16 protein-coding genes are annotated in these 14,404 nt (G+C 67.4%); 7 read left to right on the forward strand and 9 right to left on the reverse strand.

The window, feature by feature from the left end; genetic code table 11:
• The 3 genes from A5712_RS18160 to A5712_RS30895 all read right to left on the reverse strand — a co-directional run.
• Positions 1-637, reverse strand: a 637-nt coding sequence (locus A5712_RS18160; RefSeq protein WP_156766621.1) for a PE family protein, incomplete at its 3' end; no start/stop codon positions are given.
• A 936-nt stretch (positions 638-1,573) separates the two neighbouring features.
• Positions 1,574-3,034 (reverse strand): trehalose-6-phosphate synthase, encoded by a 1,461-nt coding sequence (locus A5712_RS18165; RefSeq protein WP_068107770.1) that lies wholly within the window; start codon positions 3,032-3,034, stop codon positions 1,574-1,576.
• Positions 3,035-3,199 (reverse strand): hypothetical protein, encoded by a 165-nt coding sequence (locus A5712_RS30895; protein ID WP_142281923.1) that lies wholly within the window; start codon positions 3,197-3,199, stop codon positions 3,035-3,037. It lies immediately after the preceding gene.
• 253 nt (positions 3,200-3,452) lie between these two features.
• Between A5712_RS30895 and A5712_RS18170 the strand changes: the two genes are divergently transcribed.
• The gene (locus tag A5712_RS18170) at positions 3,453-4,370 is read left to right on the forward strand and encodes an enoyl-CoA hydratase (RefSeq protein ID WP_068107772.1); all 918 of its coding nucleotides are present in this window, start codon (positions 3,453-3,455) and stop codon (positions 4,368-4,370) included.
• A 73-nt stretch (positions 4,371-4,443) separates the two neighbouring features.
• On the forward strand, positions 4,444-5,274 hold the full coding sequence (locus A5712_RS18175) for an SDR family oxidoreductase (RefSeq protein WP_068107774.1): 831 nt from the start codon (positions 4,444-4,446) through the stop codon (positions 5,272-5,274).
• Here A5712_RS18175 and A5712_RS18180 read toward each other — a convergent pair.
• Positions 5,257-6,147, reverse strand: a complete 891-nt coding sequence (locus tag A5712_RS18180) for an NAD(P)-dependent oxidoreductase (RefSeq protein ID WP_068107777.1) — start codon at positions 6,145-6,147, stop codon at positions 5,257-5,259. The two genes, A5712_RS18175 and A5712_RS18180, sit on opposite strands and share 18 nt — an antisense overlap.
• A 65-nt stretch (positions 6,148-6,212) precedes the next feature.
• Here A5712_RS18180 and A5712_RS18185 point away from each other — a divergent pair, with 65 nt between their 5' ends.
• On the forward strand, positions 6,213-7,004 hold the full coding sequence (locus A5712_RS18185) for an SDR family NAD(P)-dependent oxidoreductase (RefSeq protein WP_068107778.1): 792 nt from the start codon (positions 6,213-6,215) through the stop codon (positions 7,002-7,004).
• An 18-nt stretch (positions 7,005-7,022) separates the two neighbouring features.
• Here A5712_RS18185 and A5712_RS18190 read toward each other — a convergent pair whose 3' ends face one another.
• The 3 genes from A5712_RS18190 to A5712_RS18200 form a co-directional block, all read right to left on the reverse strand.
• Positions 7,023-8,582 (reverse strand): LCP family protein, encoded by a 1,560-nt coding sequence (locus tag A5712_RS18190; protein WP_082973509.1) that lies wholly within the window; start codon positions 8,580-8,582, stop codon positions 7,023-7,025.
• A 287-nt stretch (positions 8,583-8,869) separates the two neighbouring features.
• A complete protein-coding gene (locus A5712_RS18195; protein ID WP_231982155.1) occupies positions 8,870-9,175 on the reverse strand; it encodes an integrase in 306 nt (101 codons plus the stop codon).
• A gap of 86 nt (positions 9,176-9,261) precedes the next feature.
• Positions 9,262-9,480, reverse strand: a complete 219-nt coding sequence (locus tag A5712_RS18200) for a hypothetical protein (protein WP_369830406.1) — start codon at positions 9,478-9,480, stop codon at positions 9,262-9,264.
• 123 nt (positions 9,481-9,603) lie between these two features.
• Between A5712_RS18200 and A5712_RS18205 the strand changes: the two genes are divergently transcribed.
• The 4 genes from A5712_RS18205 to A5712_RS18210 all read left to right on the forward strand — a co-directional run bounded on the left by A5712_RS18205 (position 9,604) and on the right by A5712_RS18210 (position 11,812).
• Positions 9,604-10,350: an alpha/beta fold hydrolase gene (locus A5712_RS18205; RefSeq protein ID WP_068107786.1), complete on the forward strand. Its 747-nt coding sequence runs from the start codon at positions 9,604-9,606 to the stop codon at positions 10,348-10,350.
• Positions 10,351-10,532: 182 nt separating this feature from the next.
• Positions 10,533-10,673, forward strand: a complete 141-nt coding sequence (locus A5712_RS31400; protein ID WP_197519429.1) for a hypothetical protein — start codon at positions 10,533-10,535, stop codon at positions 10,671-10,673.
• Positions 10,674-10,701: 28 nt separating this feature from the next.
• A complete protein-coding gene (locus A5712_RS30900) occupies positions 10,702-10,878 on the forward strand; it encodes a hypothetical protein (RefSeq protein ID WP_156766622.1) in 177 nt (58 codons plus the stop codon).
• A 61-nt stretch (positions 10,879-10,939) separates the two neighbouring features.
• Entirely contained in the window at positions 10,940-11,812 is an 873-nt protein-coding gene (locus A5712_RS18210) for an alpha/beta fold hydrolase (RefSeq protein WP_197519430.1), read from the forward strand.
• On the opposite strand, the gene A5712_RS18215 is transcribed toward A5712_RS18210, so the two are convergent.
• Positions 11,790-13,316, reverse strand: a complete 1,527-nt coding sequence (locus A5712_RS18215) for a bifunctional phosphatase PAP2/diacylglycerol kinase family protein (protein WP_068107788.1) — start codon at positions 13,314-13,316, stop codon at positions 11,790-11,792. The genes A5712_RS18210 and A5712_RS18215 overlap by 23 nt on opposite strands.
• Positions 13,317-13,384: 68 nt before the next feature.
• Positions 13,385-14,398: a VOC family protein gene (locus tag A5712_RS18220; RefSeq protein ID WP_068107790.1), complete on the reverse strand. Its 1,014-nt coding sequence runs from the start codon at positions 14,396-14,398 to the stop codon at positions 13,385-13,387.
• Positions 14,399-14,404: the final 6 nt, after the last annotated feature.

A 14,404-nucleotide genomic window follows, 5' to 3' on the forward strand; every position in this document is an offset into this window, starting at 1 on the left:
TGCCGCCCAAACGCTGTGATACTCGATGCAGCGTAGAGGGAGGAACGTCATGAAGCTCCGTCGTGGCCTGGCCGCCGACGCCGCCCGTCGCGCCCGTCCCGCCCTGCCCGCCTCGGCCGCCGTTGCCGATGAGGCCGGCGTGCCCGCCCGCGCCGCCGGGCGCGCCGGGATTGGTGCCGTTGCCGCCGGCACCGCCATTGCCAAACAGGATTCCGCCGGGCCCGCCGGGCTGCCCCACCCCGTTGATCGTTTGCCCATTGGCGCCGTTGCCGATCAATGGGCGTTTGAACAGCGCTTCGGTGGGTGCGTTGATCACGCCCAGCACGTCCTGCTGGAGGATCTGCAGCGGTGAGACATTGGCAGCCTCGGCCGCCCCGTACGCTCCCGCGGCGGAAGTGAGCGCGTTGACGAACTGGTCGTGAAAGGCCGTCGCCTGGGCGCTGATTGACTGGAATGCCTGGGCGTGTTCGCCGAACACCACCGCGATGCCCGCCGACACCTCGTCCGCGCCCGCAGCCAAAACCTTGGTGGTGGGCGACGCCGCGGCCGCGTTGGCCGCGCTGATCGCGGACCCGATGCCCGCCAGATCTGTCGCCGCCGTTGTCACCATCTGCGGCACCGCGATCACAAACGACATTCCGTACCTCCCGACAGTTCGGCTTTCGCCCGTTTGGTCACCGAGGAAAATCAGAAACGACAGCAGCGTATCGCTGTCATTACAGCAAATTCCACTGATTTAATAAAGATCTTGGCTCGAGGCTGGCTTTACCGAGGTCGCGGGCGCTATGAGTCTCCGTCGGAAGTGCGCACCGTCCTCCCCGATATTCGTGGGACATCCATAACCGGCCGACCATTTTTGCCGGCATGCTGGTGCCGGCTCGAACCCGAACTCGCCGCCTTGGACAACTGTCTTCGCGCAGGCCGAACCAAACAGATGACTGCGGGCGGTGACGGTGACCAATAATTCTCTACCCCGCACCGGGTTATTACCGCTAGGGAATCAATGACTTCCTACTGCCGGACGGTCTGTCGCGGCCATGCCGCTTTCCCGCCTGGCGGTCCGCAATTTCGAAGTACGTAAATCGCCTGATCAGCGGACTAATCGAATGGTCCGCGGTCCCAGCGGAGACTTGCGTACGGCGGTATTAATGCGTCACGCATCGCGCCAGCGCTTCATGTGCAGATTCGCACGACTTCCGGGGCGTGCGAATGGAGAAAAGTCGGCCCTGAGAGTGAACTGCGTACCCGGAGTGGTTATGGGGCCGCGCTCACTTATGACTCGTAATTGATTTCGATTCGAACGCTCCCATCGATAGGCAGGTTCGCATCGTACGACCGGTTTGGTCAGCCAATCAAGACATCTTCGGCGATTTGGCGGGCAGCGGGCGGCGCCGCGGCCGCTTTCGCCGGTCGACAAATAGGGGAGCACCAGAGAGTTTTGTCAGCAAACAAGACCAGTTTTCACTAGCGGTTTTCGTTGAAACTGCCACGCGTTTTACCGGGCGGGCAACCAGCCGCGGCAGCGGCTGGATATGGGGTGAGCTCGGCCGCGTTCAGCCCAGCGCGTCTAGTTTCAGGCGCGGGGATGCGACTCGGCGAGCGCATCGAGGAACGAGCGCGCCCAGCGGTCCACGTCGTGCGCGAGCACCTGCCGTCGCAGCGCGCGCATGCGGCGACGTCCCTCCTCGGGGGACTGGTTGAGCGCCGCTTCGATCACGTCCTTGACGCCGTCGGTGTCGTGCGGGTTCACCAGGTACGCCTGCCTGAGTTCGGCTGCGGCACCGGTGAATTCGGACAGGACCAGCGCGCCGCCGAGATCGCTGCGGCAGGCCACGTACTCCTTGGCCACCAGGTTCATCCCGTCGCGCAGCGGGGTCACCAGCATGACGTCGCTTGCCACGAAGAACGCGATGAGCTCGTCACGGGGGACCGGCCGATGCAGATAGTGCACCACCGGATGACCCACCTCGGCGTATTCGCCGTTGATGTGGCCGACCTCGCGCTCGATGTCGTTGCGCAGGATCTGGTAGCTCTCCACGCGTTCGCGGCTGGGTGTCGCGAGCTGAACCAGCACGGTGTCGTCGCGTTTCGCGCGGCCCTCGGCGAGCAGCTCCGAAAAGGCCTTCAGCCGAACGTCGATGCCCTTGGTGTAGTCGAGCCGGTCGACGCCGAGCAGGATCTTGCGCGGGTTGCCGAGCTCGGCGCGGATCTCTCGCGCTCGGCGGCGCACGTCGCGGTCGCGGGCCGCATGGTCGAGCGCGGTGGAGTCGATCGAGATCGGAAAGGCGCCCACCCGCACGGTGCGCGACGGCAGCTCCACCTCGCCGAATCGCGACCGCACTCCGACGGCGCCGCGGGAGGTGTTGACCCCGATCAGCTGCCGGGACAGGAACAGGAAATTCTGCGCGCCGCCGGGCAGGTGGAAGCCCACCAGGTCGGCCCCGAGCAGACCCTCGACGATCTCGGTGCGCCACGGCAGCTGCATGAACAGCTCCACCGGCGGAAACGGGATGTGCAGGAAGAAACCGATGGTCAGGTCGGGCCGCAGTTCGCGCAGCATCTTGGGAACCAGCTGCAGCTGGTAGTCCTGCACCCACACGGTCGCCCCGCGGGCCGCGGCGCGTGACGTGGCCTCGGCGAAGCGGCGGTTGACGTCGACGTAGCGGTCCCACCATTCGCGGTGGTAGATGGGCTTGACGATGACGTCGTGGTACAGCGGCCACAGCGTGGCGTTGGAGAATCCCTCGTAGTATTCGGCGACGTCGTCGGAGGTCAGCCGCACGGGGTGCAGATGTAGGTCGTCCTGGACGACGGGCTCGTAGTCCAGCTCGTCGTCGTCATCGGCGACTCCCGGCCACCCGACCCACGCGCCGCGCCGGCGCCGCAGCAGCGGCTCGAGGGCCGTGACCAAGCCGCCGGGGCTGCGTTTCCAGGCGGTGGTGCCGTCGGGAAGGCGCTCGAGGTCGACCGGCAGCCGATTGGCCACCACCACGAAATCGGAATTGCCGAATTGCTGGCCCCCGCTGGGAGTCATTTAGGTGTCGTGTTTTGCCGGTCCGATACCCAGCATGGACAGGAAGACGCGGCACTCGTCGGCGTCGTTCGCGTACGCGGCGACCACCCGCCTGGCCTGGCTCGCGGTGCTGTCGGCCAGGGGCTCCACATCGCCGAGTTCGCCAGGATCAGATTTCGTAGGCATAAGACAACTGTAGGCGACGTCGATATTCGCCCGCAGGCGTCTCACGCCGGCGACCGGCCCCCACCCGCTGTCGTTGCTGGTCAGGCCGGATCCCGTCGCGCTGCCGGAAGTGCGTCCGGCGGCGCCGCGCCCCCTGGGGATCCGCATCGCGGGCGGTGGCCGTAATGTGCAGAGAGTCGGCCCGGCAGTTACGGATCGACCCCAACTTGTAACGGAGCCCCATGACCCCGATGACTAAAGGTAGGTGGGCGGAATGACACTCTCCGACCAAGCCGGCACTCAAGCGACCGACGCCGAACAGCTGGTGGCCTATGAAACCCTCGACGACGGGCGCATCGCCCGGATCTGGCTCAACCGGCCCGAGGCCCACAACGCGCAGAGCCGCGGCCTGCTCGTGCAGCTCGACGAGGCGTTCCTGCGCGCCGAGGCCGACGACACCGTGCGGGTGGTGATCCTGGCGGCGCGCGGCAAGAACTTCTCCGCCGGCCACGACCTGGGCTCGGAGTTGGCGATCGCCGAGCGCAGCCAGCTGCCGAGCTTCCGCATCAACGGCGGCACCCGCGATCCCATCGCGGAGAAGATCTATCTGCAGGAGTGGCACTACTTCTTCCAGAACACCTGCCGCTGGCGCGATTTGCGCAAGATCACCATCGCCCAGGTGCAGGGCAACGCGATTTCGGCCGGGCTGATGCTGATCTGGGCCTGCGACTTGATCGTCGCGGCCGACAACGCGAAGTTCAGCGACGTCGTGGCGGTGCGGTTGGGGATGCCGGGTGTCGAGTATTACGCCCACCCTTGGGAATTCGGTCCGCGCAAGGCCAAGGAGCTGCTGTTGACCGGCGACGCGCTGGACGCCGACGAGGCCTACCGGTTGGGCATGGTGTCGAAAGTGTTCCCGGTCGACGAGCTGGCGGAGAAGACGCTGGAGTTCGCCCGGCGCATCGCCGACCGGCCCACGATGGCGGCGCTGCTCGTCAAGGACTCGGTGAACGCGGCCTCCGACGCGATGGGATTCACCGAGGCGCTGCGGCACGCGTTCCACATTCACGAGCTGGGCCACGCGCACTGGGCCGCCCACAACGAGAACAGGTACGCGGTCGGCCTGCCGCCCGACGTCGAGGATTGGCGCGACGCGAAGCCCACGCAGATCGCCCGCCGCGATACGCCCTAGCGTGACCCGTGTGGCGGCTGTGACCGCTCGCCTATGCTAGAACCCGTTTCAGTTTCGGCATGAGAGGCGCGGCGTGCAGCTTTCTTTCGTAAACCGGACGTACCTGGTGACCGGCGGTGGCAGCGGGATCGGCAAGGGGGTCGCCGCCGGGCTGGTGGCGGCCGGTGCCTCCGTCATGATCGTCGGGCGTAACGCCGACCGGCTGGCGGCCGCGGTCCAAGAGATCGAAGTGCTCAAGGCGAGCGGCGCGATCCGTTACGAGCCGGCCGACATCACCAACGAGGAGGAGGCGGCCCGCGCGGTGGACGCCGCGACGGCGTGGCATGGCCGGCTGCACGGGGCGGTGCATTGCGCGGGCGGGTCGGAGACCATCGGGCCGATCACCCAGATCGACTCGGAGGCGTGGCGGCGCACGGTCGATCTCAACGTGAACGGCACCATGTACGTGCTCAAGCACGCCGCACGCGAATTGGTGCGCGGCGGCGGCGGTTCCTTCGTCGGGATCTCTTCGATCGCGGCCAGCAACACCCATCGGTGGTTCGGCGCATACGGCGTCACCAAGTCGGCCGTCGACCACATGATGCAGCTGGCCGCCGACGAACTCGGCCCGTCGTGGGTGCGGGTCAACAGCGTCCGCCCCGGCCTGATCCGCACGGATCTCGTTGTGCCCATTACGGAATCACCGGAACTGAGCGCGGACTACCGGCAGTGCACGCCACTGCCACGGGTGGGTGAGGTCGAGGACGTCGCCAACCTGGTGATGTTCTTGCTCAGCGATGCCGCCAGCTGGATCACCGGGCAGTGCATCAACGTCGACGGCGGCCACATCCTGCGGCGCGGCCCCGACTTCTCCGCGATGCTGGAACCCGCCTTCGGCGCCGAGGGGCTACGCGGGGTGGTCTGAGCTGCCCGCGTCGCGGGCGGCCAGCGCGGCGAGCGCCGACCAGTCCAGGTGCCCGCCGCCCGTCGCGACCAGGGTGAGGAAGCGGTCCCGCAGCAGGCTGGCCACCGGCAGCGGCACCTCCAGGTTCTCGCCGGCGGCGAGCACCAGCCGGACGTCTTTGAGACCGAGGCGGGCCGCGAATCCGGCCGGCTCGAACTCCTGCCGCGCGATCAGCCCGCCGTAGGTCTGATACGCCGGCGCGGCGAACAGCGTCGAGGTGAGGATGTCGACGTACTGCTGGCGGTCGACGCCGGCCTTGGCGACCAGCGCCACGGCCTCGCTGATGCTCTCGATCGCCGACGCGATCAGGAAGTTGCCGCTCAGCTTGACCAGGTTGGCGGTGTGCGGCTGCTCGGACACCACGAACGTCCGCTGCCCGATCGCGTCGAACAGCTCCGACAACGGTTGCAACACCTCCGGGGCGCCCGCAGCGATGACGAAAAGCTTTGCCGCGGAAGCGGCTTCGGGCCGGCCGAACACCGGCGCGGCGGCGTACCGCTGACCGGCCTCGGCGTGCGCGGCCGCCAGTCGCTCCGAGAGGGCGACGCTGATCGTGCTCGACGACACGTGTGTGGCGCCCGGTGCCAGCGACGCGACGATGCCGTCGGGGCCGAGCGCGACGCCCTCGACGGCCGGGTCGTCGGGCAGCATGGTGAACACCACGTCGCCACGGCTGGCTTCGGCGACACTGCGCGCCGCGGTCGCGCCCTGCCGGACGAGGCCTTCCGCCTTCTCGGGGGAGCGGTTGTACACGGTGAGGCGGTGGCCGGCCTTCATCAAATTCGCGGCCATGCCCTGACCCATGTTGCCCAGCCCGATGAATCCAATGTCCATGCATCTAGCCTGCCTGTGACGGCCGCTCTTTACCATGATGGCCGGGCCAACCGACGGGAGAAGCAATGAAGCGACTCGAGGGCAAGAGGATCCTGGTTACCGGCGCCGCGTCCGGGATCGGCCAGGCCACCGCGCTGCGATTGCTCGACGAGGGCGCTGCCGTGGTGGCCTCCGACGTCGCGGAGGACGGCCTGGCCGCCACCCGGGCCAGTGCGGAGCAGGCCGGAACCGCCGGACGGCTCACCACCATGCCGATGGACGTCGGCGACGAGGGCTCGGTGATCGACGGCGTCCGCCTGGCCGCGCAGACGCTCGACGGCCTGGATTCGCTCGTCAACGCGGCCGGCATCCTGCGCGCCGCGCACACCCACGAGACCAGCCTCGAACTGTGGAACCGGATCGTCGGGATCAACCTCACCGGAACGTTTCTGGTGGTCCGCGAGGCGCTTCCGACGCTGCTGGGCAATCCGCGCAGCGCCATCGTGAATTTCAGCTCCACGTCGGCGTCGTTCGCCCATCCCTACATGGCGGCCTACGCCGCGAGCAAGGGCGGCATCCAGGCCTTCACCCATTCGCTGGCGCTCGAATACGCCAAGGACGGCCTGCGCGCGGCGTGCGTGGCGCCCGGAAGCATCAAGTCCGGAATCACCGACGCGACAGGGGGATACATCCCCAAAGACGCGGACTGGTCGCTGTTTCCGCGGCTCATGCCGATCCTGCCGACGACCGTCGAATCCAGCGGCGCCGGCATGGCCGAGCCCAGCGCGATCGCCGGTGTCATCGCCATGCTGGTGTCCGACGACGGCGCCTGGATCACCGGCACCGAGATCCGCATCGATGGCGGAACCCACGCATGATTGGCCGCCTGATGGCCGCTAGTTAACGCACGGCACGCCGCCGGCGGCCATCGGCTTTCCTTGATCGGGCGTCGGATACGTGGTCGTCGTCCCGTTGTAGTAGTACGTGTTCGACTTGCTGGTCGTCGTCGTGGTGGTGGTACTGTCGTCCATCGTGGTCTCGTCCTGAGCCGGCATCGAGAAGTTGGTGTCCACGGTCACCCTGATGTGCCCGGGCTCGACGGCGGCGTTCGGCTGCTTGGGCGCGTCGAGCCCGAGCAGCGTCGCCACGTTGTGCGCGTCGGTTTCCGCGCCAGCGCCGTACTCGATGGTGGTGGCGGTCGGTTCGCCCGAATTGCGGTCGCGCACTTGGCCCGCGGTGTACCCGCGCTTCTTGAGCGCGCGGGACACCTCGCTGGCCATCCCGCTCATGGCGCCCGCGTTGATCACGTCGACGACGGTGGACGGGCTGGGTTTGGCGGCGGTGGTGGCGGGCGTGGTCGTCGGCGGCGGCGCGCCGATCGCCTCGGCCACCTCGGCCTTGATCGCCGCAGGGTCGATGATGTTGACGTCCTGTCCGTCGATGTTGTCGTAGCGCACCACCGGCAGCGTCCGGAATTCGAGGTTGCCGCTGGACGCGAGCGACCCCAGCCGCTGGATCAGTTCCTCGTCCCAACCCCCCGACAGCACAACGTCTTTGCGCGCGACCGCCATCAGGCTCTTGAGCTTGTCGATGTCGGTGAACGTGCCCGACGCCTGCAGTTCCTGCATGACCGACGACAGGAACGCCTGCTGCCGGTGCGTGCGATCCAGGTCTCCATTTTCCAGGCCGTGGCGCTGCCGGACGAACGACAGCGCCTGGGACGCGTCCAGTCGCTGCCGGCCCGCCGGGAAGTCCGCACCCGAATACGAGTCGTCGACAGCGTGATTCAGACACACCTCCACGCCGCCCAGGGTTTGCGCCAAGTCGTAGAAGCCGGCCAAATTGACCTCGGCGAAGTAGTCGATCGGGACGCCGGTCAGGCTGCGCACCGCGCGCAGCGTCGCCGCCCGGCCCGCCTCACGGCCCCGAGTCTCGAGTTCCTTCTGGGTGATGCTCCCCTGGCTGGCGAGCTTGTTGGCGACGTACTGCTTCGTAAGCCCGTATGCCTCTTTGATTTTGATGTGGTTGTATCCCGGCACGCCGTTGAACGGCACCCAGTCGTCGCGCGGGATGGAAAAGGCGACGGCTTTGTTGTCGGCCCCGACATGGATGAGTATGAGGGTGTTGGTGTTGTAGCCGCCGTTATCGGAATCGCCTGCGTGCAAATGCTTTAGGATCGACCAGGGCAGGTCGTTGCCATCCTGGTCTTTGCGCGAGTCCAGCCCGATGAGCAAGATGTTCATGTTGTCGCCGCTGGACCGTGGGTCCTCCGGCGACAGGGCGTCCGAGACGGTGATGCCGCCGAGCGCGCCGTGAGCCACGTAATATCCCGTGCCCGTCATCAGCACGGCCGCCACCGACACCAGCGTCATCAAGCTGCGCGTCAGCGCCTTGCGAAGGCGCGACGGTTGCCGAACGGCGCGGTGGCGACGATGTGCGCCACCAGACTGTGCCATCAAAAACCTCGCCCCGTGACCAGCGCACCACCCGCCACCGCAGTCGTGGTTTGCGGTGATGTCGCTTGCAGCATGCTGTCAAGTATGCGTTAGCTTGCTATGAACCCTCCAATTAAGCGGGTCGATGTAAGCTGGCTCACCCGCCGGGGATACCCGGATTTTAAGCCGTCAATCGGGCTCTGACCTGCGCCTTTCCCACCGTCGCCGAGCCTGCCCAATGCGATCGTGCCGAGATCGAGCCCGACTTGTTACACCGCCGGCATCAAATGTTGGCCGGCCAAGACCATTCAGCAATAGGGGTATTCGATGTGCCATCTGCCGTTCACGTAATCGGCGCGATATTGGCCGCCGAGTTGCGGATTGGCGTCCCGAATGACACCGGAGCCGCCGACGTTCGGCGCGAAGCCGGGCGGATCCCAGGTGATCGACTGGGGGTTGGGCGGCAGGCTTGGCGTGCAATTGATTTGCTTCTGGATGTAGCCGTCTTTGATCTTCTGCTCGGCCGTGGCCTGGTCACCGGCGTCGGGTGCAGGATCCGCCGGGCAGAAGACGCTTGTGCCGCAAATGCTTTGGCGTGCGCCGACGAGCGTCACCGCACCGGCGGGTGCGCTCCACATCAGCAGTGCCGTTATCAGCATTCCCGTTGCCGCGGTGCTGCCACGTCGCCACATCTGGCCCCCTAGCCCGCCTTGACCAAATCTTCGCCCGAGCTGTAAAAGAGGCGAACATTTGAGCCCGCGATGATTTCGGCGAGGTATACGCCGACCGGTTCGACTTCGTAGTAATAGTGAATATTGCCCTGCGGATCCACCGCCGTCGCGCAAAACAGGCCCGGCGCACCGCACCTTTGCTTGACCGGTATCGCCAGGATGCCGATCACCAGCGCGACGAGCAGCACGACCGCGACCGGCCCTCTGTTGGCTGCGTGCCTGGTCGGCACAGGATGCATCAAAGGAGTGTAAGCGTCTTCCCGGCGGCCGGCCCTCCCGCCGGACGGTCGTGTCGTGCCACGATATGCGCCATGACCGTGGTTCTGGTGCATGGCAATCCCGAGACCGCCGCCATCTGGGGCCCGCTGGTCGAGGCCCTCGGGCGCCAGGATGTGGTGCTGCTGTCGCCACCGGGCTTCGGGGCGCCCTTGCCCGACGATTTCCCTGCCACCTACCTGGCCTACCGCGACTGGCTCGAGGCCGAGCTCGAGCGCATCGAGGGACCGATCGACCTCGTCGGGCACGACTGGGGCGGCGGCCACGTGGTGAACGCCGTGATGCACCGGCCCGAACTCGTGCGCAGCTGGGTCAGCGACGTCGTCGGGCTCTTCGACGCCGACTACGTGTGGCACGACTTCGCGCAGACGTGGCAGACGCCAGGTGAGGGCGAAGAGCTGGTGGACACGCTGCTCGGCGGCACGGTCGAGGACCGCGCGGAGCGGATGGCCGCCTTTGGCATCCCCTTGGACATCGCGATCTCGATCGCCCCGGAGCAGGGGCCGGAGATGGGTCGGGCCATCCTGGCGCTGTACCGCTCGGCGCGCCAGCCCGCGATGGCCGAGGCCGGTCGGGAGCTGGAGAAGGCGGCGGCCCGCCCCGGGCTTTCGCTGCTGGCCACCGAGGACCCCTTCATCGGGGCGGCCGACAACCGGCGCCGCGCCGCCGACCGGGCGGGGGCGCGCACCGAGGTGCTCGACGGGCTCGGGCACTGGTGGATGGTGGAGGACCCGGCGGCGGGCGCGGCGGCTCTGACGCGCTTCTGGAAAACGCTCGGCTAGGCCACTTTTCGGGGCGCGTCGAGTGTGAAAGACGGGCTTTCGGTGTGAGGTGAGGGCGGGTTTTTCGACGATTCTCAGCCTTCACTACACACCCAAAGCCCTCAGCACACACTCAGCGCGGGAGCCGGACCTTCGGCTTGCGGGCCGTTTTGGTATCCGCGCCCGGCGGGTACGCACCGATGATGATCGACACCGAACCCGGTACCCCGGACGAGACGCCCGAGCGGCTGACGCCGGTGGAACCGCCCGAACGCCTCACTCCGGCAGACCCGCCGGAGCGCCTGACGCCGGCGGACCCGCCCGAGCGCCAGGTGCCGGCGTGACAGACCCGACCACGGATGGAGATGACGCATGCGCGCCGAAGAAGGCGACGAAACGGTCAAGGACTACGCCGCCGAGGGCGAGCAAACCCTCGGGCGGATCAAGGATTCGCAACGGGCGGGTAGTCGTCTCGGTCGACTTTTCCTGCGGATAACCAAGTTCGTCGGGGTCAACCGGGCTTCCTCCGGCGGCCGGCGCGCCGGCTGACTCAGCAACTCTTGGGCGACGGAGACGCCCGGAGATCTCGAGAGGGTCTTACTATCTCCTGATGACCACCGCGCCCGAGACGTTCTCGACCCAGGGCCCCGGCGGCGTCCGCATCGTCGCCGACCGCCTGGGCGACCCCCAGGCGCGTGCCGTGGTGTTCTTGCACGGCGGCGGGCAGACGCGTCGTTCCTGGGCCAAGGCGGCCTCGGCCGTCGCCCAGCGCGGCTTTCAGGCCGTCACCATCGACCTGCGCGGCCACGGCGAATCCGACTGGTCGAGCGAGGGCGACTACCGCGTGGTCAGCTTCGCCGCCGACGTCCAAGAGGTGTTGCGTACCCTGCCGCCGCAGCCTGTGCTGGTGGGCGCGTCGCTGGGCGGCTTCACCACGATGCTGCTGGAGGGGGAGCTCGCGCCGGGCACCGCCAGCGCCGTCGTCCTCGTCGACATCGTGCCCAACATGGAGCAATCTGGCGCGAACCGCATCCACAACTTCATGGCCGAGCGCGTGGAATCGGGATTCGCCTCGCTCGACGAGGTCGCGGACGCGATCGCCGAATACAACCCGCACCGTCCCAGGCCCACCGATCTGGACGGCCTGACCACCAACCTGCGCCGGCGCGGTGATCGTTGGTATTGGCATTGGGACCCGCAATTCATCAGCGGCACGGCCCCGTATCCTCCGTTCGAAGTCACCGACGCCGACCGCATGCACACGGCGGTCGAGGCGATCGTGCGCAACGGCGTACCCATGCTGTTGGTGCGGGGTCAGGTCAGCGACCTGGTCAGCCAGGAGCGCGCCGACGAGTTCCTCGCGCGCTTCCCCCAAGTCGAGTTCACCGATGTGCGCGGCGCGGGGCACATGGTCGCCGGCGACCGCAACGACATCTTCGCCGAGGCGGTCCTCGATTTCCTCACCCGCCACGTGGGCGGCTGACACCGAAACCGCGAAGCGATGGCGGTGGGCTGAACACCTGAAGAACGCGGTAGCGGGCGCGGAACCTGGCGTCGTCGAAGTACCCGACCAGTTCCCCGTCCAGCGCGACGGCGGTCGGCCCGTCGACGGCGGTGAAGCTGAACTCCGGGACGTGCTGCTCGTGATAGAGCCGGCTGCGTTGCAGCCGCCCGAGCGCGAGCGCCGTCATTATCCGCAACCTGCCGAACCGGCGGCCGGCCTCCAGGATCCGCACGTCGATCAGGCCGGTGTCCATCCGGTTGCGTTGCGCCGGCGCGAAGCCGGACGGCACGTACGTCGAGTTGCCCAGAAAGAACAGCGAAGCCTGAATGTCCTTGTTGTCGTGGCTGATTCGCACCGGGGCATCGTGGCGCAGGCTGTGAAACATCGCGTAGGCCGCCGCGAGAGGCTTGCCGACCTTGCGTTCGTAGCGTTCTCGCGTCCGCACGAATCTCGGGTAGGCGCCGATGCTCGCGGTGTTGATGACCGGGCGGGAGTCGTTGAAGGACACCAGGTCGACCCGGGTGGTGCTGCCCTGCCGGATCGCCCGAATCGTCTTGGCTTCGTGATCACAACCGATGTCCTTGGCGAAATGGTTGAACGTGCCGGCCGGGAACACCGCGAGCGGACGGCCGAGATCGGCCGCTACTCCCGCGGCGCACGCTACCGTGCCGTCGCCACCCCCGATTCCAAGCACCTCGGCTCGCTCGGCCGCCCCGCGAAGCAGCTCCACCAAGTCGTCGTCGCGTGTCAATTCGATGATTTCGGCTTTGGGCAGTTCGCTGCGGACCTCGCCGATGACGCGCCGCCCGGTACCGCTACCCGACGACGGGTTGACGACCAGCACCAGGCCGGCGCCGTCGGGCCGCGACGGCACATCGATGTGCAGCGGGTCGGCGGGCGGGAGGTTGTGCTCGACGATCGGGGGGACGAGGCGGCCACCGATCACGGCTATCGACGCGCCGATGCCGAAGCCCGCCATGACGTCGCTGGGATAGTGCGCGCCGGTCGCGACGCGCGACAAGCCGACGAGCCCGGCAAGTGGCGCCAGGGCCAGCCCGAGCATGGGGCTTTGCAGGCCGGCGCCGACCGCGAAGGCGGCCGCGCTGGCGGCGTGACCGGAGGGCATGGAATGCGACTTCGGGTATCTCCGTAGGCGTCGCACCGCGGGAACCAGCCCGCGATAAGGGCGCTGTCGCCGCCAGACGCGCTTCGCCAGCTGATTGGTCACCAGGCTCGTCACCGCAAGGCTTGCCACGCCTCGGCCGGCGGCGTGCCGGGCCGACCGATCGCCCGACATCCCCATGGCCGCCGCGATGACCATCCACAGCTTGGAGTGGTCTGCGGCGCGACTCAGCGCCGGCATCGCCTTGTCCAACAGGGGATTTCGCGTGTTTGCGATGGCCGCGAATATCTCACCGTCCAGCGTATCGAGGCCTCGCGTGATCTCGCGGACTCCGCGCGATGTGTGCGGCCGCCCGGTCATAACGCGTCATCGTCTCGGTCAGCGAACCCGCTGCGTAGGGTCCAAAGTCATCGATGTGGCCGCGGCCGCTAGTCGTCGCCGATCCCGGGTTCGCTCAGCGCCGCGACGGTGTCTTCGCGGTACCGCAGCGAGCGTGCGGCCACCGCGAACTGGTTGAGCTTGTCGATGACGGTTTGCCCTTCCGGCTTGTGGCCCCAGATGCTGATGCCCTGGTGGGTGGTGGGTTTCCAGGTCGATTCGTCGACGACGATCGGGTTCCACCCGACCTCCCATTCGAATCCCGACGGGGTCATCGCGTAGTAGGACAGCTCCTTGTCGTTGGTGTGCTGTCCGACCGACATGGGAATGGCGAAGCCCAGCTCCTTGACCCGCTGATAGGAGGCGACCATATCGTCGAGCGTGGCGACCTGTACGTTGACGTGCTGGACCCGGGAGCGAATCGGGTTGACCGGCAACTGCTTAGCCGAGGCGATCGCCACGGTGTGGTGGCGTTCGTTGACCCGCAGGAACCGGACCTTCAGCTTGAGGCCGTTGATCGTCTCGTCGATGTAGTCCGACAGGCGCGCGTCGAACACGTGGTTGTAGTAGCCGCGGACCAGCTGCGGCTTCTTGCTCGTCAGGGCGACGTGGCCCATTCCGCCTGCGCCGGTGACGAACCCGCTGCCCGGTATGTCCAGCGGCAGCGGCGCGGTGCGCGCGGTGGTGTAGATCTCCTGGGCCAGCCCGTTCGGGCCACGGAACCGGAGGAAACGCTCGACGCCGCGCAGCTTCGCCTCTTCGTCGGTGCCCTCGATTGCCGGCACGCCGTGGTCGACGACGCGGCGGTTGATCTCGTCGAACGTCGCGTGGTCGTCGAGTTGCCAGCCGAGCGCGACGACGTCCTCGGCGGGGCCGCGCCGCACCAGCGCGCGGCATTCGTTGTCGTCGAGGCGGAATCGGACGGTGTCGGGCGCCATATCGTCGAGGTGCATGCCGATCGCGTCGCGGCCGAACCGTTTCCAGTCGTCGATCTTGTCGCTTTCGACGACGACGTAACCCAAGTGCACACTGCCGAACACCGAGGGCTTAACTGTGGTTGTCATGTTGAT

Source organism: Mycobacterium sp. E2327 (assembly GCF_001672675.1).
Classification (GTDB): Bacteria; Actinomycetota; Actinomycetes; order Mycobacteriales; family Mycobacteriaceae; genus Mycobacterium.